General features: G+C 62.8%; 15 protein-coding genes. 3 read left to right on the top strand and 12 right to left on the bottom strand.

Features of this window, described 5'->3' with window-relative positions:
- Positions 1-224 precede the first annotated feature (224 nt).
- From ACGLWX_RS10065 to ACGLWX_RS10055, 3 genes are all read right to left on the bottom strand, one after another.
- Positions 225-2033, bottom strand: coding sequence for an acyl-CoA dehydrogenase C-terminal domain-containing protein (locus ACGLWX_RS10065; RefSeq protein ID WP_396239414.1), 1809 nt, complete (start codon positions 2031-2033; stop codon positions 225-227).
- 190 nt (positions 2034-2223) lie between these two features.
- On the bottom strand, positions 2224-2991 hold the full coding sequence (locus ACGLWX_RS10060; protein ID WP_396239412.1) for an SDR family NAD(P)-dependent oxidoreductase: 768 nt from the start codon (positions 2989-2991) through the stop codon (positions 2224-2226).
- Between the two features lies 1 nt (position 2992).
- Entirely contained in the window at positions 2993-4669 is a 1677-nt protein-coding gene (locus ACGLWX_RS10055; protein WP_396239410.1) for an AMP-binding protein, read from the bottom strand.
- 323 nt (positions 4670-4992) lie between these two features.
- Here ACGLWX_RS10055 and ACGLWX_RS10050 point away from each other — a divergent pair, with 323 nt between their 5' ends.
- Positions 4993-6180, top strand: a complete 1188-nt coding sequence (locus ACGLWX_RS10050) for an acetyl-CoA C-acyltransferase (RefSeq protein WP_396239408.1) — start codon at positions 4993-4995, stop codon at positions 6178-6180.
- Between the two features lie 75 nt (positions 6181-6255).
- Here the strand turns inward: ACGLWX_RS10050 and pstB are convergent, their stop codons facing one another.
- From pstB to ACGLWX_RS10025, 5 genes are all read right to left on the bottom strand, one after another.
- The gene (gene pstB, locus ACGLWX_RS10045; RefSeq protein ID WP_396239448.1) at positions 6256-7065 is read right to left on the bottom strand and encodes a phosphate ABC transporter ATP-binding protein PstB; all 810 of its coding nucleotides are present in this window, start codon (positions 7063-7065) and stop codon (positions 6256-6258) included.
- Between the two features lie 84 nt (positions 7066-7149).
- Complete coding sequence (gene pstA, locus ACGLWX_RS10040; protein WP_396239406.1) at positions 7150-8508, bottom strand: phosphate ABC transporter permease PstA; 1359 nt, start codon at positions 8506-8508, stop codon at positions 7150-7152.
- 6 nt (positions 8509-8514) lie between these two features.
- Positions 8515-9894: a phosphate ABC transporter permease subunit PstC gene (gene pstC / locus ACGLWX_RS10035; protein WP_396239404.1), complete on the bottom strand. Its 1380-nt coding sequence runs from the start codon at positions 9892-9894 to the stop codon at positions 8515-8517.
- 126 nt (positions 9895-10020) lie between these two features.
- Positions 10021-11037, bottom strand: a complete 1017-nt coding sequence (locus tag ACGLWX_RS10030; RefSeq protein ID WP_252108914.1) for a substrate-binding domain-containing protein — start codon at positions 11035-11037, stop codon at positions 10021-10023.
- A 147-nt stretch (positions 11038-11184) separates the two neighbouring features.
- Positions 11185-12372, bottom strand: a complete 1188-nt coding sequence (locus ACGLWX_RS10025) for a multidrug effflux MFS transporter (RefSeq protein ID WP_396239402.1) — start codon at positions 12370-12372, stop codon at positions 11185-11187.
- A gap of 161 nt (positions 12373-12533) precedes the next feature.
- Between ACGLWX_RS10025 and ACGLWX_RS10020 the strand changes: the two genes are divergently transcribed.
- On the top strand, positions 12534-14183 hold the full coding sequence (locus ACGLWX_RS10020) for a methyl-accepting chemotaxis protein (protein WP_396239400.1): 1650 nt from the start codon (positions 12534-12536) through the stop codon (positions 14181-14183).
- A gap of 27 nt (positions 14184-14210) precedes the next feature.
- Positions 14211-15146 (top strand): transaldolase, encoded by a 936-nt coding sequence (gene tal / locus ACGLWX_RS10015; RefSeq protein ID WP_396239398.1) that lies wholly within the window; start codon positions 14211-14213, stop codon positions 15144-15146.
- Positions 15147-15254: 108 nt separating this feature from the next.
- Here the strand turns inward: tal and ACGLWX_RS10010 are convergent, their stop codons facing one another.
- The 4 genes from ACGLWX_RS10010 to ACGLWX_RS09995 all read right to left on the bottom strand — a co-directional run bounded on the left by ACGLWX_RS10010 (position 15255) and on the right by ACGLWX_RS09995 (position 18939).
- The gene (locus ACGLWX_RS10010; protein WP_252108918.1) at positions 15255-15770 is read right to left on the bottom strand and encodes an STAS domain-containing protein; all 516 of its coding nucleotides are present in this window, start codon (positions 15768-15770) and stop codon (positions 15255-15257) included.
- Entirely contained in the window at positions 15760-16953 is a 1194-nt protein-coding gene (locus ACGLWX_RS10005) for a PP2C family protein-serine/threonine phosphatase (protein ID WP_396239396.1), read from the bottom strand. The genes ACGLWX_RS10010 and ACGLWX_RS10005 overlap by 11 nt, the downstream gene beginning before the upstream one ends.
- Before the next feature lie 8 nt (positions 16954-16961).
- Positions 16962-17681 carry a VacJ family lipoprotein gene (locus ACGLWX_RS10000; protein WP_396239446.1) on the bottom strand — a complete coding sequence of 240 codons (720 nt, stop codon included), beginning with the start codon at positions 17679-17681 and terminating at the stop codon, positions 16962-16964.
- 136 nt (positions 17682-17817) lie between these two features.
- Positions 17818-18939 carry a beta-ketoacyl-ACP synthase III gene (locus ACGLWX_RS09995; protein WP_396239394.1) on the bottom strand — a complete coding sequence of 374 codons (1122 nt, stop codon included), beginning with the start codon at positions 18937-18939 and terminating at the stop codon, positions 17818-17820.
- Positions 18940-18957: the final 18 nt, after the last annotated feature.

Genomic DNA, 18957 nt, shown 5'->3' with positions numbered 1-18957 from the left:
GAACTTCCTGACAAACCGAAGGTTTTCACCTTCATTCACCGCCTGAAACGCTGTGCGTCCCCGGCAGCGGATGCGTACTTTACGGATTTGGCCGGGCGAGTGCAAGCGGTTTGTGCAAAAAGTTAAGCAGGCCAAACGAAACGCTAGTAAGAAGGCTAAAAACAAAAAAACCGGCAGATCAAACTGCCGGTAAGGAGGTAAACGGTTATATCAAGCAGGCGGCGCTAGATTTCAAAGCCCAGACCGAAGTCATCGCTTGATATCGCCATCAGGCTTCCCGCTCCGGCCTGAATCATTTGGGCATGAGCCCGGGTGCGCGGTAAAAGGCGCTGATAGTAAAAGCGCGCGGTGTCGATCTTCGCCTGGTAGAACGCCTTGTCGTCACCGTCGAGCCAGGTCGCCGCGCTCTTAACGGCGCGGGCAAACAGATAAGCCAGCGCCACGTAGCCCGAGTACATCAAATAGTCGACGCTCGCAGCCCCCACTTCTTCGCGGTCCTGCATCGCTTTCATGCCCACGCCCATGGTGAGCTCGCCCCACTCGGCGTTGAGCTTAGCCAGCGGCTCGATGAACTCCTTGAGCGCTGGGTTATCGGCCTCGGTCTTGCAGAACTTGTGAATCTCCTTGGTAAAGACCTTCAGCGACTCGCCTTGGCTCATCAGCACCTTGCGGCCCAGCAAATCGAGGGCCTGGATGCCGGTGGTGCCTTCATAAAGGCGCGTGATGCGCGCATCGCGCACCAGCTGCTCCATGCCCCACTCCTTGATGAAGCCGTGACCGCCAAAGACCTGAACGCCTTCGTTGGTGCTTTCGAACCCCACCTCGGTCAAGAACGCCTTGACGATAGGTGTTAAAAGCCCAAGCAGCGTGTCGGCGCGCTCACGCTCTTCGCCCGCTGCCCCGTGCTCCACCTGGTCGAGCAGCTGCGCTGCGTACAGCACCAGCATACGACCACCTTCGGCGAAGGCTTTCTGAGTCAGCAGCATGCGACGCACGTCGGGGTGAACGATGATCGGGTCGGCGGGCTTTTCCGGGGCTTTTTTGCCGGAGAGCCCGCGCATCTGCAGCCGGTCACGAGCGTAGGCAAGCGAGTTCTGAAAGCTCGCCTCGATCAACCCAAGGCCCTGAATACCAACGCCGAGCCGCGCGGCGTTCATCATGGTGAACATGCAGGCAAGGCCCTTGTGCGGCGGGCCGACCAGGTAGCCGGTGGCGCCGTCAAAGTTCATCACGCAGGTGGCGTTGCCGTGAATGCCCATCTTGTGCTCGAGCGAGCCACACACCACGCCGTTACGCTCGCCGGCGCCGCCCTCGGCGTTTGGCAAGAACTTCGGCACCAAAAACAGCGAAATACCTTTCGAGCCTTCCGGGGCATCCGGCAGTTTCGCGAGCACGAGATGCACGATGTTCTCGGCAAGGTCGTGCTCGCCGGCGGAGATGAAGATTTTGGTGCCGGTAACGGTATAGGCGCCGTCCTCCGTCGGCACGGCGCGGGTCTTTATTAAACCAAGATCCGTGCCGCAGTGGGGCTCGGTCAGACACATCGTGCCGGTCCAGACGCCCTCGACCAGCTTGCTGAGGTAGGTGGCTTTTTGCTCTTCGGTGCCGTGGTGGCGCAGTGCGTCGACGGCGCCGTGAGAAAGCCCGGGATACATCCCCCAAGCCAGGTTGCTGGCACAGATCATTTCCGAAAGCGCCATGGCAAGCGACGGCGGAAGACCCTGGCCGCCGTGGTCGACCTCGGCGGAGAGGCCGGGCCAGCCGCCTTCGACGTACTGCAGGTACGCCGCACGAAAGCCGTCCGGCGCTTTGACGTCGCCGTTTTCCAGCCGCTTACAGCCTTGGGCGTCCCCGATCTGGTTGAGCGGTAGCAGAACCTCGCGGGCGAAGCGCCCACCCTCCTCCAGAATGGCACCGACTACGTCCGGCGAGGCGTCGTCGCCTTTACCGATCGCGGCGTAGTGCGCGGGGTAGTCGAGCATTTCGTCCATGACGAAACGCAGATCACGCAGGGGGGCTTGGTAACTGGGCATCGCGGGTCTCCTCAACCGTGGCCGAAAGCCACAGGAAAACGCGGCTTTCAAACGATTGTTTGAAATTAGCGCGACACCTCATATTCGTCAAGCGGGCGTTTGAATTTAGCCGCCATGCGCACGCACTCTTTAGTCGAATAGTGAACGCTCACCTTGTTGCTTTGAGACGACTCGAGCGCAAGCGCCCTTCTCACTGCATGCGAATACCGCCGTCCAAGCGAATCACTTCGCCATTGAGCATCGGGTTAGTGATGATCTGCTCGGCCAGCTGGGCAAACTCCTCGGCGCGACCGAGGCGCTTGGGAAATGGCACGGCGGCCACCAGGGCGTCATAGGCATCATGCGGAATCTCGCTCATCATCGGCGTTTCGAACACCCCAGGGGCGATGGCCATGACGCGCACCGCGTGGCGCGAAAGCTCGCGGGCAGCGGGCAGGCTCATGCCGACCACCCCGGCTTTCGAGGCGCTGTAGGCGCACTGCCCCACCTGGCCGTCGAAGGCGGCCACGGAGGCGGTATTGACGATCACCCCGCGCTCGCCAGACGCCGCTGGTGCATTCTTCGCCATCGCCGCGGCGGCCAGGCGCATGACGTTGAAAGTGCCGATCAGGTTGATCTGAACCGTTTTGGCGTAGGCGTCGAGATCCGCCGGTTGGCCTTCGCGGTCAATCAACTTGGCCACGCTCACCACCCCCGCGCAGTGGACAACGCCGGCCAACCCCTGCTCGCCGCCGAGGGCGACCGCTGCCTCGACGACCTTTTCCATCTGCTCGTTTGAAGTAATGTCCGCGGTCATGGCGCGGGCGCGCTCGCCGAGCGCTTTAGCCTGCTCATGCACGCGCTCGCTTACATCGCACAGCAACACGCTCGCGCCAAGGCTCAAAAGCCGCTCGGCGGTCGCCGCGCCGAGCCCGGAGGCGGCACCGGTGATCAAAAATGCGCGCTGGTTTATTTCCATATCACTGCCCTTTACTGGGGTTCATTGAGGCGGCACCCGCCTGGGCGCGCAGCTTGAAACGTTGAATCTTGCCGCTGGGGGTTTTCGGCAGCTCGTCGACGAACTCGATCTCGCGCGGGAAGGCATGGGTCGACAGGCGCTCGCGTACCAGCGTGCGGATCTCTTCGGCCAGCGCTTCAGTCGGCTCGAAGCCTTCGCGCAGTACAACGAAGGATTTGATGATTTCACCGCGTATCTCGTCAGGCTTGCCCACCGCCGCCGACTCCGCCACGCCCGGATGAGTCATGACGCTGTTTTCGACATCGGTCGGGCCGACCCGGTAGCCCGCGGTGGTGATGATGTCGTCGTCGCGCCCGGCGAACTGAAAGCTGCCGTCCTCGTTTTTGATCACGACGTCGCCGGTCAGGTAGTAGCCGTTCACGAACGGGTCCTTCTCCTGCCAAGTGTAGCCCTGGAAGAAGTGCACGGGGGAGCTGGCGATATCCACCGCGAGCACCCCTGGCTCACCCGGCGGAAGTTCGTTGTACTCGGCGTCGAGAATCGCCAGCCGGTAGCCCGGCAGCGGCACGCCCATGCCGCCCACGTGTTTGGGGTGATCGAGGCCATGATGGCAGTTGCAGGTCATGCCGGTTTCGGTCTGGCCGTAGTGGTCCATCACCTCACAGCCCAGGGATTTGACGACCCAGTTGACGACCTCGGTATTGAGCGGCTCCCCCGCCGAGCTCGCCGCGCGCAAGTTGAGCTTTTGGTGAGCGTCGTCGAACAGGCTTGATGCCTTCATCAGCCGATAAGCGGTGGGTGCGGCGGCGAAGTTGGTGATGTCGTGGCGCTTCATGAACGCAAGCGCCCCTTCGGCGCTAAAGCCCGCCTCGCAGAAGTGCGTGGTTGCCCCCAGTAGCAGCGGCCCAGCGATGGCGTAATAAAGCCCGTAAGCCCAGCCCGGGTCGGCCATGTTCCAGAAACGGTCCTCGCGCTTGAGATCCACCGCCAGTTCCATGTAAAGCGCGAACGCCGCCATCGCCTTGAGCGGCACCGCCACGCCCTTGGGCTTGCCCACGGTGCCGGAGGTAAACATCTGTAGAAACGGCGCCTCCGGGTCGATGCGCGGCGGCGCGTCGCTCATGGGCGCATGCTCGAGTGCGGCCTGCCAGTCGAGATCCGCCGAGTGCTCGTCGCTTGGCCCGCCAATGGCCAGTACCGGCGGGCAGCGCTCGATACCGTCGAACTTGTGCCGGTTGGCGTGATCGGTGATGACCAGCTGCGTATCGGCGCGGTTAAGGCGGTATTCCACCGCATCCGGCCCAAAAGCGGTAAAAAGCGGCTGATACACCGCGCCGATGCGCCAGGTCGCCACCACGGCCACCAGCAGCGCTTTTGAGCGCGGCAGCATACAGGCGATGCGATCGCCCTCTTTCAAGCCCTGGTCGAGTAGCCAGCCGGCCAAGCGCGCACTTTCGGCGTCGAGCTCGCGATAGGTGAGCGTGTGCACCTGCTGGTGAGTATCTTCGTGTACCAGCGCCAGCGTCTCGCCGCGCCCCTGTTCAAGGTGGCGCGCGCAGCACGCCTCGAACGCGTTGAGCTTGCCATCCTTGTGAGTATCGAGGGCTTCGATCACGACGTCAGCCGAGAAGCGCTCGAGATAGTCGGCATGGGTGGGAAGTGAAGCAGTGTGAGTCATGGCGGCTCTCTTTTGTTATTGGATCGAGCTATTGGGTCGAGCGTGCGACAAGAGACTTGCATTCCGCGGGCATTGGTTTACGTTAACGGAAACTTGCCCTTTAGCTAACGCTAAAAGGATTGCCGGGCCAGCGCAAGCGAGCGGCGCCACAACGGCGTTAGACGTTGGTCGCGCCCGACAGTGGCTGCGCGCAGCGGCCACCTGTTCCTCGCTACACTTTTCAACGACCACTATCGCCACGAACATCACTACGACCATTACGACAACAGCCGTGACATGCGTTTTGGAAGCGTCTTGATAACAATGCCATTAGGAGACTCCCCATGAGCAGCGCCAACGATATCGTCTTTCTATCCGCCACCCGCACGCCCATGGGCGCGATGAGCGGCAGCCTTGCAAGCCAAAGCGCCCCGGAGCTGGCGGCGGTCGCCATTCGCGCCGCGTTAGAGCGTGGCGCCATTGCCCCGGACGCCATTGAGGAAGGCATTCTTGGCTGCGTGCTGCCTGCCGGCGTCAAGCAGGGCCCTGCCCGTCAGGCCATGCGCCAAGCCGGCATTCCCGATGCGATCGGCGCTACCACCATCAACAAGCTGTGCGGCTCGGGGATGAAGGCGGCGATGCTCTGTCATGATCTGATCAAGGCGGGCACCAACTCGGTGATGCTGGCCGGCGGCATGGAGTCGATGTCCAACGCCCCGCACCTGCTCACCAAAGCGCGCAGCGGCTACCGGCTGGGCCACGGCGAGCTCAAGGACCACATGTTTTATGACGGCTTGGAAGACGCCGAAACCGGCAAGCTGATGGGCGTGTTCGCCCAGGAAATCGCAAGCGAACGCGGCTACACCCGCGAGCGCCTCGACGACTTCGCCATCGCCTCGCTCGAGCGGGCGATGAAAGCCAATGAAGACGGCTCCCTGGATGCCGAGATGGCGCCAGTAACGGTCACCACCCGCCAGGGCGAGAGCGTGATCGATAAGGACGAGCAGCCCTTCCAAGCCCGACTCGACAAGATCCGCACCCTGCGCCCGGCGTTTGCCAAGGACGGCACCATCACCGCAGCGAACGCAAGCTCGATCTCCGACGGCGCCTCGGCGTTGATCATGGCCAGCCGCGAAGGCGCCGAGCGCATGAAAGTGAAGCCTCTGGCGCGCATGCTCGGCCACGCCACCCACTCGCGCCACCCGAGCGAGTTCACCATCGCGCCGGTGGGTGCGATCGAGTCGCTGTTGAAAAAGATCGGCTGGAGCGTCGATGACGTCGATCTCTTCGAGATCAACGAGGCGTTTGCGGTGGTCACGCTGATGGCCATCGACGATCTAGGACTGGATCACGCCAGGGTAAACGTCTTCGGCGGCGCCTGCGCCCAAGGGCATCCGGTGGGCTCGACGGGGTCGCGCATCATCGCAACCTTGATCCACGCGCTGCGCACGACCGGCGGCAAGCGTGGAGTGGCGAGTCTGTGTATCGGCGGCGGCGAGGCCACGGCGGTGGCGGTCGAGCTGATCGATTGATCACCCAGCGGCTTGCACGAAAAAACCCGCATCGAATCGATGCGGGTTTTTATTTACGCCAAAAACGAATAGCGTTCAGCCAAAGCGCCCCGTGATGTAGTCGTGGGTGCGCTGATCCTGCGGGTTGGTGAAGATGTTGTCGGTGGTATCGACCTCGGCAAGATCGCCCATGTGGAAAAACGCGGTGCGGTCGGCCACGCGAGCGGCCTGCTGCATGTTGTGGGTCACCATGACGATGGTGTAGCTCTCGCTGAGCTCGTCGATCAACTGCTCCACCTTCGCCGTGGCGATGGGGTCGAGCGCCGAGCAGGGCTCGTCCATCAGGATCACGTCCGGGCTCACCGCCACGGTGCGCGCGATGCAAAGACGCTGCTGCTGGCCGCCGGAGAGCCCGGTGCCAGGCTTATCCAAACGATCCTTGACCTCGTCCCAGAGCCCGGCGCGGCGCAGGCTGCTCTCGACGATGTCATCGAGCTCCGCCTTGCGCTTGGCAAGCCCGTGCAGGCGCGGCCCGTAGGCGATGTTTTCGTAGATCGACTTGGGAAACGGGTTGGGCTTTTGAAACACGATGCCCACCTGAGCGCGTAGCAGCACTACGTCGCGATCCGGCGCGTAGATATCGCGCTCGTCGAGGGTGATCTTGCCCTCGACACGACAGATATCGATGGTGTCGTTCATGCGGTTCAAACAGCGCAGAAACGTCGACTTGCCGCAGCCCGAGGGGCCGATAAAGGCCAGCACTTCGTTTTCGTAAATATCCAGATCGATGCCGTTGATCGCCTTGGTATCGCCGTAGAAGACGTTGACGCCTTCGGCCTTGAGCTTGACCCTGTCCGTGGCCTTGCTGACGCGGTTTTCACCATTGCCGACGCTGACGCTGGACATGGCGCCGGAAGGCGCACGTTCCCGGGCGTTCGTAGACTCGGAATTCGCAGAAGAGCTCGCAGAAGAGTGCGTAGAAGTATCCACTTACCACCTCGTTTCGAATTTTTTACGCAGCCAGATGGCCAGCGCGTTCAGGCTGAGCATCAGGCCCAACAGCACGATGATCGCCGCGGACGTGCGCGCCTCGAAGAAGTTGCGCAGCTCGTTACCCTGCCACAGATAGATTTGCACCGGTAGCGCCGTGGACTGATCCATCGGCGAGCCCGGCACGTTGGCCACGAATGCGTTCATGCCGATCAACAAAAGCGGCGCCGTTTCGCCCAGCGCCTGGGCCACACCCAGAATCGAGCCGGTGAGAATGCCCGGCAGCGCCAGCGGCAGCACGTGGTGAAACACGGTTTGCACGCGCGAGGCGCCGATACCGAGCGCGGCTTGGCGAATCGACGGCGGAATCGAGCGCAGCGATGCGCGGGTGGCGATGATGATCGTCGGCAGCGTCATTAGCGTGAGCACCAGGCCGCCGACCAGCGGCGCCGACAGCGGCAGGCGCAGGTAGCCGATGAAGATCGAGGCGCCCAGCAGACCGAAGACGATCGACGGCACCGCGGCCAGGTTGTTGATGTTGATCTCGATGAGATCGGTCAGGCGATTTTTGGGCGCGAACTCCTCGAGATAGATCGCGCTCGACACCCCCAATGGCACCGACAGCGAAATGACCACCATCATCATGAACAGCGACCCCATGAAGGCACCGGCTAGCCCCGCCGAGGCGAGCGAGCTGCGCGAGTCGGTATTCATGAATAGCGACGTGCTAAAGGACTGACGCAACACATCACGGTCCTGCAGCACGTCGATCCAGGCGCGGGACTGCGGGCTTAACTGCAGCCGCGCGTCCGGCAGGTCCCGGTCGATATTGCCCTTCACCCACACGTCGACATCGGCGCTGGCAAGCATCTCGAGCGACACAGTTTCACCTAAAAGCGACGGGGCCTCGGTGAAGCGGTCGCGTAGCGCGTAGCGCTCGCCGGAGGCGACCAGCGCGCGCAGATCGCGCAGCTGGCGCGGCTCGACCTCTTCGCCCAGGGCCTGCTCGAGCGAGGCATCGATCAGCGACTGCCAGTTCACCAGCCCTGCCTGGGTCAACCACTGGGTCATGCGCTCGTCAAAGGCGAATTGGCTTTCGCCCTCCTGGCGCTCGGGTTTGGGCGGTAGATCGATGACGTCCGGATCAAACGTCACCTCGGTGTAGAGCGTGGCCTGCCAGAAGGCGGGTACGCCCTTGCTCAGGATGCTGGCAAACAGGATGGCGACCAGGGTCAGCCCGGTCAGCACCGCCACCAGCCCCAGCCGGCGGAACGTGTTTTCCTTGCGATGGCGCTTGGAAAGCGACTTCTCGATCGTTTCGAGGCGATGCTGGCGGCGCTGCTCAATCGTTAGGGACATGGGCATCTACTCGTATTGCTGACGATATTTGCGCACCACGACCAGTGCGATGACGTTCAAGCCCAGCGTGATCACGAACAGCGTCAAACCAAGCGCGAAGGCGACCAGCGACTGAGGGCTGGCGAAATCCATGTCGCCGGTGAGCTGGTTGACGATGGTCACGGTGATAGTGGAGACCGCCTCGAACGGGTTGGCGTGCAGTACCGGGTTGTTGCCTGCCGCCAGCACCACGATCATGGTCTCGCCGATCGCCCGGCTCGCCGCGAGCAAAAACGCCCCGACGATGCCGGGGAGTGCGGCGGGCAGTACCACCTGGCGAATGGTTTCCGATTTGGTCGCGCCAAGGCCCAGCGCGCCATCACGCAGCGATTTGGGCACCTGCGTGATGATGTCGTCGGATAGCGACGAGACGAACGGAATGATCATGATGCCCATAGCGATGCCGGCGGTCATGGCGCTGGTGGTGCGGATATTGATGCCCACCAGATCACCCAGCATCGACAGAAACGGACCGATGACCGTCAGCGCGAAAAAGCCGTACACGATGGTGGGAATGCCCGCCAGAATCTCGATGATCGGCTTGGCGATGCTTCGAAGCCAGGGCGAAGCGTACTCCGACATGTAGATCGCGGTCATCAGCCCCACGGGGATGGCGACCAACAGCGCGATGGCGCTGACCATCAGGGTGCCCCACAAAAGCGGCAGCAAACCGAACTCGCCCTGCCCGCTTGAGCCTGCGGTGCTAAAACGCGGGTTCCACACCGTGCCGAAGAAGAAGTCCGCCGGGTGGATAAAGCTGAAAAAGCGCAGCGCCTCGCCAAGCATCGAGAGCACGATGCCGACGGTGGTCAAAATGGCCACCGCCGAGCTTGCGGCCAGCGCAAAGGTAATGACGCGCTCGACCTGGTTACGCGCCCGCCAGGTCGGCGAGATGCGCCGACGCGCCAGCACCAGCCCGGCCACCGCCAGTACCGCCATCACCGCTACCAAGGCGATGTTTTCAAGCGTTTGTAGTCGCGCCATGTGATTCGCCGCGGCAAGTTCCTCCGGGCTTCCGCCGCCGGCGACGCCGCGCCCGTCGGCCAGAGCCGAGATGCGGCGCATCAGGGTCTGCATTTCCCGGTCGCCCAGCCCGCTCACAAGCTCCGGCGGCAGTTGATCGGTGACCAACGTATCGATCAGTTGCGGCGCCAGAAACGACCAGAGAAGAAAAATGACCAGCGCCGGCAGCCCGCACCACAGGGCGACCAGCGTGCCGTAATAACCCGGGCGCGAGTGCAGACGCACGTCGCGGCTTGAAGCCACCGCGCGGCTGCGCGTCAGCCCTAGGTGATATGCCAAGGCCATCAGCATCAAAAGCGTGGCGATCAAGGCAAAATTGCTCATGGTATGTCTTCGCCTTTTACTTTCTACGTTTAAACGCCGGCATCGAATGCCTCGATGCCGGCGCAATCACTTTCTCACCTGCCTTGCGTTATCAGGCACGGCGCCTGTTGCAAGGCGGGCCAGACGTTACTCGGCGCTGACCACAGTGCGCGACTCGAACTGCTCGAGCTGCTCCTGACGCTCGCCTTCGTCCATCGGGATGAGGCCTGCGTCTTCCAGCGGGCTTCCGTAGCCGGAGGTCATATCATTGAGGAAGAACTCGGTGTACTCGGCAAGGCCGGGGATGACGTCCAGGTGCTCGCCTTTGACGTAGAAGAACAGCGGGCGAGATACCGGGTATTCGCCGGAGCCGATGGTTTCGAGGCTCGGCTCGACGCCGTCCATGGTCGCCACTTGCAGACGGTCACGGTTCTGGTCGTAGAAGCTCAGGCCGAATACGCCAACGGCGTTCTGCTGGGCGTCCAGGCGGGCCAGGGTTTCGGTGTAGTCGCCGGCGATTTCGACGATACGGCCGTCACCGCGCAGATTGTTGCAGGCGTCCTCTTCCACTTCCGCGACAGTATCGCAGCCGGCGTGCAGTACGCGCTCTTCGAATACTTCACGTGTACCGTGGTTGGAAGCCGGAATGACCAGCGTGATTTCCTGGTCCGGCAGGCTATCGTCGATGTCGGACCAGTTGGTGTAGGGGTTGTCGACCAGCTCGCCATCCTGGGGCAGTTGGGCAGCGGCGGCCTTGAAGACGAATTCCGGCGTCAGCTCGAACGAGTTTTGATCCAGGCGCGAGGCGAAGACGATACCGTCGTAGCCGAATTTCACCTCGAGGATGTCGTTAACGCCGTTCTCGCCGCAGCTTTCGACTTCGCTTTGACGAATCGGGCGCGAGGCGTTGGCGATGTCGATGGTGTTTTCACCCACGCCCTGGCAGAACTGACGCAGACCGCCGCTGGAGCCGCCGGAGCCCACGACCGGCGTGTTGAACTGGGAATAGGTGTTGCCAAACTCTTCTGCGACGATACTGGCAAACGGCAGTACGGTCGAAGAGCCCGCAATCTGAATGGTGTCGCGAGCCATGGCTACGCTGGATACGCCGGCGCCCAGGGCGGCGACTACGGCAACACTTAGCGTCTTTTTGGTTACATTCATCGTTGCGTTCCCCTTGGTGTGAAATCCAGCGCGCCGCTGGAAAAGGTGGCCTTCTGGCCTTCGACACCGAGGAGTCTGCCGCGCTTTGATTGCAATTATATGACAGCGCCGCGCTCACCAACTTTTTTTAACGCGCCCCAACGCACATCAAGGCAGCGTTGCCGGGCGCGGCGTCAGCCAGCGCACGCCCAGGTTACCCATCAGCGCCACCGTTAGCATGGTGAGCAGCATCGGCCACAGGTGATCGACCTCGAATAGCCCAACCACCACCCCGGCAAGCGCTCCACAGGTGAACTGAATACCGCCCAGAAGCGCCGTTGCCGTGGCGCTGATATGGCCAAAGTGATCCAGCAGCGACGAGATGGCGTTGGGCGTGATCAGCCCGATCATGCCGGTGAACAGCATAATCAGCGGCACCACCACGTACAGCGAGGCCAGCCCCAGGGCGTTGACGAGTACCAGCGCCAGCGCCGCCACCAGCTGAACGCCCAACCCCAAACGCAGGTTTTGCTGCGGCGTGCGGTGGCGCAAAAGATAAATATTGACCCGGTTGGAGAGCGCGATGACCACCACGTTGACCCCGAACACCGCCGGGTAGATATGGGGAGAGAGCGAGAAGTAGTCCAGATAGAGAAACGGTGAGGCGGTGACGAAGGCGAACAGCCCGGCGAAGGAGGCGGCGACCGCGCAGATATACCCCATCGCCTCGCGGTGGCGCAGCACGCTTGCGTAATTCCGCAGTACCTGGCGCGGCGAAGCGGCCGGGAGGCTCATGTCACGCGTTTCCGGAAGCTTCGTCCCCAGAAGCCATAGCAAGAATCCGGCATAGACCGCCAGAAACCAAAATATCAGCCACCAGTCGCCGACACGCAGCAGAAGACTCCCCACCGCCGGAGCCACCAGCGGCGCCAGCATCATGATCATCGCCATGGTCGACATCACCCTCGCCGCCTCGCGCCCGCTGAAGCAGTCGCGCACGATTGCCGCCGAGTTCACCACGCACGCCCCGCCGCCCAGCGCCTGCACGAAGCGCCAGGCCAGCAGCGCGCCGAGGCTGTCCACGGTGCTGATCAAAAGGCTGGCTAGCAAAAAGACCACCAGCCCGCCCATCAACACCGGCTTGCGCCCGACTCGATCGGAGAGCGGCCCAAAGCAGAGCTGACCCAACGCGAAGCCGAACAAAAACATGCTGATCGAAAGCTCGGTGCGATGAATGCTCTCATCGATCGCCTGGGCCAGAATGCCGATCGCCGGCAGATACGCGTCGATGGCAAAGGGCGCAAGCGCGGTGTTGGCGGCGACCAAAAGCGCCACCCGGCGTGAGTTGAGCTGCATGGATCTCCCTATCGCATCACTATCCTGGTCCTGGCCCCCGAACCGAAACGGCTCGGCGGGCGTGCCTTCATGATACTGCACTTGTTCACCCTTGAACGCTCGGTTCAAAAAACGGCAACAAATCGCGCTTAGTCTAGTGCTATTTTACTACGCGAGCCTAAATGCCCATGACCCTCAAAGCGCTTCACCATATTTCGCTTCGCACGCTGGCCGTGGCCGCGCTCTCGCTGGTTACGCTTTGCGTCGTGGCCCTCGCCCTGCTCGCCTGGAGCGTGATCGAACGGGGGCAACACGATCTGGCGCTGCTCGAGCGGGTCAACGTCCAGCAGGCGTCTTCACTCAACCGGCTGCATATCGCGGGTCTTGAAGGGCTTCATCGCCTCGACCGGGCGCTCGAGCGCCAGCTCAGACCTTCGCTTGGCGACCCGGTCGAGGCGCTCGAAGCGGTCGAGCGCGAAATCGAAGAGATGGACAGCGCCCTGGCGCGATTTCTCGCCGCCAGCGCCGACTACGCCGGCCGCGACGCGCTCGAAAAGTCGGCCCGGGCACTGATCGCCGCGATGGAGCAGCAGCTTGCGGCGGTTCGCGCCGGCGACCGCGGCGGGTATCGCGAGCTTACCGCCCAAGCACTCACGCTAAGCCAGGCGTTCAGCGAGCAGGCGCGCGCCTTCTACGCCCTGGCCGACAAACAGGGCTCTACCCTGCTCTCGCGCGCCGAGCGCCAAGCCGCCACGCTCGGCCAGGCGCTGATCGCGGGCGTGCTGGCAACGCTCGGCATTCTGTTGATGATTGCCGTGATCGGGCAGCGCTACTTTCTGCGCCCAATCAAAACCCTGGTGGGCCATCTTCGCACCCTCGCCAGAGGTGATTTGAGCCGGGAGGTCGAGAGCCCGGGGCGCAATGAGATCGGCCAGCTCTACGCTGAGCTCGACACCATGCGCCGAGCCTTTGTCGACACCGTCACGGAGCTTCATACTCAGAGCCGCTCGATGTTCGAAAGCGCCCAGCGTTTGGCGCTGGGAAGCGAAGAGCTGACCGCTCAGAGTCGTGAACAGCAGACCTTTCACGCGGCCACGACCACCACGCTCGACGAGCTCACCACCCACACAGCCTCCACCGCCGGCTTTGCCGCCGAGGCGGCAAACCTGACCGCCTCGGCTCGGACGCGCACCGCCGAAGGCAGCGACGTAATGAACGACTTTCTCGCCACCATGGAGCGCATCCAGGCGCGCGCCCGCGAAGTGGACGGGATCGTCGAGACTATCGATGCTATCGCGTTTCAGACCAACATTCTCGCGCTCAACGCCTCGGTGGAAGCGGCGCGCGCCGGCACCGAGGGCAAGGGGTTCGCGGTGGTGGCCGATGAGGTCAGAACGCTGGCCACGCGAAGCGCCGACGCCGCCGGTGAGATCAGAGCGCTTCTGGCGGAGTCGGCTCGTCAGATCGAGCAGGGCTACGCGCGCTCGCGCCAGGCAAGCGACACCATGCACGACATCGCCGACACCGGCGAGCAGGCCAACCGCCTGATGGCGCACATCGCCAGCGCCGCCCAGGAGCAGCATCGCCATATCGAGCGGCTCAACGCCACGCTTGCCGAACAGACCCAAACCCACCGGGCCAGCGCCGAGCGGGTCGAACAAAGCGCCCGGGATGCGCTTGCGCTCGAACAGATCGCCGAGGCGCTCAGCGAAGCCGCCGACGCTTTTCAAATCGACGACGCTCCGCCGGCCGGCTTTAGCTGGCGCCCAGACCAGGCGTTGATGCAATCCGCGCGAGGCAATATCCACAGGCCGGAAGCCTTGCTAGAGTAGGGTTGGACTCAACAGGAGGAGCCTTACATGAGCACGAGCCTACTCGCGCAGCTAAAAGAGATGACCAAGGTCGTCGCCGACACCGGCGATCTGGAAACGATCCGCCGCTTTCGCCCGGAGGACGCCACCACCAATCCGTCGCTCATCCTGCAAGCCGCTCAGCAGGAGGATCGCCGCGAGCGCCTGGCCGTCATCGCCCGCGAAAGCGCGGACATCGACGAGGCAGTGGATCGAGTCGCGGTAGAGATCGGCTCCGAGATCAGCGAGCTGGTGCCGGGTTATGTGTCCACCGAGGTCAGCTCGCGGCTCTCTTTTGATCGCGAGGCGACGATCAAAAAGGCGCACTCGCTGATCGAGCGCTACGCCAAAAACGGCGTGCCCACCGAGCGCATCCTGATCAAGACCGCCTCCACCTGGGAGGGCATTCAGGCCGCACGTCAGCTTGAGCGCGACGGCATTCGCACCAACCTTACGCTCCTGTTCGGCTTCGCCCAGGCCAAGGCCTGCGCCGACGCCGGTGCGACGCTGATCTCGCCGTTCGTCGGGCGTATTCTCGACTGGCACAAAGCACACAACCCGGACGGCGACTTCAGCGGCGACAACGACCCGGGCGTGGCCTCGGTCAAGCGCATTTTTGAGTACTACAAGGCGCAGAACTACGCCACCATCGTGATGGGCGCAAGCTTTCGCAACGTCGACGAGATCAAGTCGCTCGCCGGCTGTGACCGTTTGACCATCTCCCCGGCGCTGTTGAACGAGCTCGATGAAGAGCACGGTACGCTTGAGCGCAAGCTGAGCGCGAAAAGCGCGCAGGCAAACGCCGACGACGCCCTGAGCGAGCAGGAGTTCCGCTGGGCGATGAACGACGACGAGATGGCCCACGACAAGCTTGCCGAAGGCATTCGCAAGTTCATGGCGGATCAGAAAAAGCTCGAGGAGCTGCTGGCCAAACTGCGCCAGTGATCGCCACTGCTGGATGAGCCGTGCCACGCGAGCGGGCAAAACGAAAAGGCCCCGAGGGTTTGCTCCCCGGGGCCTTTGATGTCTAGCGATGGGGCATCGAGCAATGCCCTAGTGCACCGGCGAGTCCTGGGATTCCAGCATGTCGACCAGCGGCTGGAACTGTTCGCGGTTGTGCTCGTTCATGTGCATGAGGATGCGGTGCGCCTCCAGGATTCGGTCACGCAACCCCTCCTCGTCCGAGGGCACTTCGGGCAGCTCGGTCAGCGTCGGATCAATGCCGCCAACGTTTTGAAGCGGCGCCTCGACCAGGGTAAAAAAACGCGCGAATCCCATCACATCCAGCATTTTCTGAATGTCGGGGTTGTCGGCGATGATCGTCGGCGGATGCTCGAGACGCCCTTTCACCGCCATGGCGACCTTGGCCAGAAAGCCCAGGGCGCTGGAATCGACGTTGCTCGCCTCGCGCAGGTCGATCATCACCGAACGAAGCCCGGGGGTGTCGGCAAGACGCTGGGCCTGGACGTCGAGCGTGGCGCAGAGCGTCAAGCGCACGTCGCCACAGAGTTTCAGGATGAAAACCCCGGAATCGAATGCCGCCTTGATACGGCCTTCCTCAATCAGCATGACCAAATCCGCTCACCATCATGATTGTCAGATCGTCGGGCAAAGCGTTGCGGTCCTGGCTTTCATCGTCAGCCGCCTCCCCCTCCATTAGCAGGGCGTTGGTCTGAACCAGCCGGTCGCGCAACCGCTCGAGTGTGTCACTCTCGCTTACTAATTGCTCAAGCTCCATGAGCCGCGTGTCGAGCGTCTTACCCGGCAAGCATTCCAATACGCCGTCTGAACAGAGCCACAGGCGAAAGTCAGGCGGGAGGTCACAGCTAAGGGAGGGATACTCGATATCGGGGAAAAGCCCGACCGGCATGCCCTCGCCTTCAAGGCGCGTCAGGCCCTGGTCGGTCACCAGAATCGGCATCGGTAGCTGTGCACCGAGCGAATAGTGAAGGGTCTTGGCCTCGTGGTCAATCACCCCAACGAAAAGGGTGGCGTGCTTGCCGATATCGGTATCCTGAAGCTCGCGGTTGAGCGCCTTGAGCCAGGTGGCGGCCAAACGCTCCGGCGCCTGGCCGTCCCACTCGTTAAGCCAGCGAATAAACAAGTACTTGAGCAGCACCGTGACGAAGGCCGACGACGCGCCGTGGCCAGATACATCGGCAAAGTAGAAGGCGCTGAAGCGCTCACTGTAGGACTGATAGTCGAGAAAATCGCCGGATAAATAAAGTGACGGCGCGAACCAGTAATCGAATCGAACGCCGTTGATGGAGCGCGCGTTCACTGGCAGCAGCCGGCGCTGGATATGCCCGCCGCTTTGCTGATCCATGCGCAGAAGCGCCAGATGTGTCTCCAGGCTTTCGTTGAGCTCCTCGAGGCGTGCCCGGTCGCGCTCGCGCTCGCGGGCCAGCGCACTGAGCTCGACCGCCTTGCGAATCATGCGCCGTAAAAGCTCGCTGTGGCGCAAGGGATCGACCACGTGATCCAGAAGCCCGCTCTCCACCGCCTGAAAGAGCTCGGTGTCCTCACGGGAGTCGCTGACCACCAGGGTCGGCATCCGGGCGGCCAACAGCGCCCACTGCTCGCGGGGCACCACGCCGACCCGCGCCACAACCAGCGCGACGTTGTCGGGCAAACGCTCGATGTCGCTGGCGGCCAGCACCGCCATGTCGCGGCAGGTGATGGCGCGAGTAAGCGCATCGCGCTCATCGCCGGGGGCATCGATGACCGCGATCAGATACTTGGAGGAATCCATATCAGGCCTCAGTCGGCGACGTTATCGTCACCAAAATCTGCATCGTCGAATTCGAAGCTGTCCATGGCGAAGGGGTCGTCTCCGAGCTCGCCGTCGTTGATCATGAACTGGCGGCGCTGCAGATAGGCGTCGCGAATGAACTGATAGCGGTCGCCGCTGATCAGCGACTCCTGGTCGAGCAGCCTCGCCCGGGTGTCGATGACGTTGAGCGCGGTCAGGCTGATACGTACCGCGTCGTCCTCGACGTAGGTATTGGGATACGCGGCCAGATCCGCCGGCAGGCCCGTGGTGTCGCGCAGCGTGCTCGGGCCAAGCAGCGGCAGCACCAGATAGCGCGAGTCACCCCAGCCCCAGCGCGCCAGAGTCTGGCCGAAATCTTCCTCGTCCGCGGTGATCTCCATGTGGGTCGCGTAGTCCAGAAGACCACCGATGCCGACCGTCGAGTTGATCAAAAACCGCGACGTCGCAAGCCCGGCGTTGGCCGGCTTGCCCTGCAAGAGGCTATTGAGCGCGGTGCGAATCTCGCCGAGGTTGGAGAAGAAGTTGCCCACACCGGTCTGTACCGGGTCCGGGGTGACGTTGCGATAGCCGGTGGCCACCGGCTTCAACGCGTAGCGGTCGAGCACATCGTTGAAGGCGAACACGCGTCGGTTGAAGCTCTCCCAGGGGTCGTCCGGATGCGCCTGCTGCGCCGTCGTTTGGGTGCTGGCGCAGCCGGACAGCCCCATGGTGGCCAGCAGCACGACCGGCAAGACGCTCTTGAGCGCGCCGGTGTTGAGTCGATTGGCCCTTGAGGCAGCTAGTAACCCTGGCATGATGATTCCCTCGTTTTTGGTGTGTCCCTGCTTTATTTAATGCAAGCGCCTACTGACAGCGCAGCACAACGCTGCCGGCGCTATAGCCTGCCCCGAAGGAGCAGATCAGGCCGGTGTCGCCGGCCTTGAAATCGTCGCGGTGCAAGTGAAACGCGATGATCGATCCTGCGGAGCTTGTATTAGCGTAGCGATCGAGAATGATCGGCGCCTGGCTTTCGTCGGGATCAAACCCGAGCACCTTGCGCGCGATCAGATCGTTCATGTGCCGGTTCGCCTGGTGTAGCCACAACCGCTTGACGTCTGCGCCCTTGAGTTCGAGCGAGGCCAGGTGCGAAGTGATCAGGCTTGCCACCATCGGGCACACCTCCTTGAACACTTGGCGCCCCTGCTGCACGAACAGCTTGTCGACGCCGAGCGGGTCACTGTCGGTCACGCGGTTCAAAAAGCCGGCGTTGTTGCGAATGGCGTTGGAGAACCGGGTCACCAGGCGCGTGCCCAGCACCTCGAAGCGCTGGCTCGCCACGGCAAGGTCGCTTCGCTCGAGCACCACCGCCGTGCACGCGTCACCGAAGATGAAGTGGCTATCGCGGTCGGTGAAATTCAAGTGCGCCGAGCAAATCTCCGGGCTCACCACCAGCGCGCGCTTGACGCTTCCTGACGCGATGGCGTTGGCCGCGGTTTCGATGGCAAAGGTGGCCGAGCTGCAGGCGACGTTCATGTCGAAGCCGTAACCCGCGGTGCCGAGCGCCTGCTGGATCTCGACCGCCACCGCCGGATAGGCGCGCTCCAGATTCGAGCAGGCAACGATGACCAGCTCGATCCCCTCGGCCTCGACGCCGGCGTTTTCCAGCGCCTGGCCGGCGGCCTTAACGGCCATCTCGCACTGAATCGACGGCTCGTCATCAGAACGCTGGGGCAGGTTTGGGCGCATGCGCGCCGGGTCGAGAATGCCCTCGGCGTCGAGCACATAACGGCTCTTGATGCCGGAGGCCTTTTCGATGAACTCGCTGCTCGAGTAGGCAAGTGCGGCCTGCTCGCCGGCGGCAATCTCGGCACTAAAGCGCTCGTTGTGACGATCAACAAAGGCGTTGAACGTCGCGACCAGCGCCTCGTTATCAATGGTGTGTTCCGGGGTAAATAGGCCTGTGCCGGTAATCACCACGTCGTTCATGCGTGTTCTCCCTGACGT

It is taken from the genome of Halomonas sp. HMF6819 (assembly GCF_044335525.1).
Taxonomy (GTDB): domain Bacteria; phylum Pseudomonadota; class Gammaproteobacteria; order Pseudomonadales; family Halomonadaceae; genus Vreelandella.
Note: the sequence above shows the minus strand (reverse complement) of the source record. Positions and strands in the feature narration are given on the sequence as shown.

Excerpts from the sequence above, each read along its gene's own strand:
- ACGLWX_RS10065 (WP_396239414.1), bottom strand. The coding sequence starts at position 2,033 with ATGCCCAGTTACCAAGCCCCCCTGCGTGATCTGCGTTTCGTCATGGAC.
- ACGLWX_RS10060 (WP_396239412.1), bottom strand. The coding sequence starts at position 2,991 with ATGGAAATAAACCAGCGCGCATTTTTGATCACCGGTGCCGCCTCCGGG.
- ACGLWX_RS10055 (WP_396239410.1), bottom strand. The coding sequence starts at position 4,669 with ATGACTCACACTGCTTCACTTCCCACCCATGCCGACTATCTCGAGCGC.
- ACGLWX_RS10050 (WP_396239408.1), top strand. The coding sequence starts at position 4,993 with ATGAGCAGCGCCAACGATATCGTCTTTCTATCCGCCACCCGCACGCCC.
- pstB (WP_396239448.1), bottom strand. The coding sequence starts at position 7,065 with ATGTCCAGCGTCAGCGTCGGCAATGGTGAAAACCGCGTCAGCAAGGCC.
- pstA (WP_396239406.1), bottom strand. The coding sequence starts at position 8,508 with ATGTCCCTAACGATTGAGCAGCGCCGCCAGCATCGCCTCGAAACGATC.
- pstC (WP_396239404.1), bottom strand. The coding sequence starts at position 9,894 with ATGAGCAATTTTGCCTTGATCGCCACGCTTTTGATGCTGATGGCCTTG.
- ACGLWX_RS10030 (WP_252108914.1), bottom strand. The coding sequence starts at position 11,037 with ATGAATGTAACCAAAAAGACGCTAAGTGTTGCCGTAGTCGCCGCCCTG.
- ACGLWX_RS10025 (WP_396239402.1), bottom strand. The coding sequence starts at position 12,372 with ATGCAGCTCAACTCACGCCGGGTGGCGCTTTTGGTCGCCGCCAACACC.
- ACGLWX_RS10020 (WP_396239400.1), top strand. The coding sequence starts at position 12,534 with ATGCCCATGACCCTCAAAGCGCTTCACCATATTTCGCTTCGCACGCTG.
- tal (WP_396239398.1), top strand. The coding sequence starts at position 14,211 with ATGAGCACGAGCCTACTCGCGCAGCTAAAAGAGATGACCAAGGTCGTC.
- ACGLWX_RS10010 (WP_252108918.1), bottom strand. The coding sequence starts at position 15,770 with ATGCTGATTGAGGAAGGCCGTATCAAGGCGGCATTCGATTCCGGGGTT.
- ACGLWX_RS10005 (WP_396239396.1), bottom strand. The coding sequence starts at position 16,953 with ATGGATTCCTCCAAGTATCTGATCGCGGTCATCGATGCCCCCGGCGAT.
- ACGLWX_RS10000 (WP_396239446.1), bottom strand. The coding sequence starts at position 17,681 with ATGGGGCTGTCCGGCTGCGCCAGCACCCAAACGACGGCGCAGCAGGCG.
- ACGLWX_RS09995 (WP_396239394.1), bottom strand. The coding sequence starts at position 18,939 with ATGAACGACGTGGTGATTACCGGCACAGGCCTATTTACCCCGGAACAC.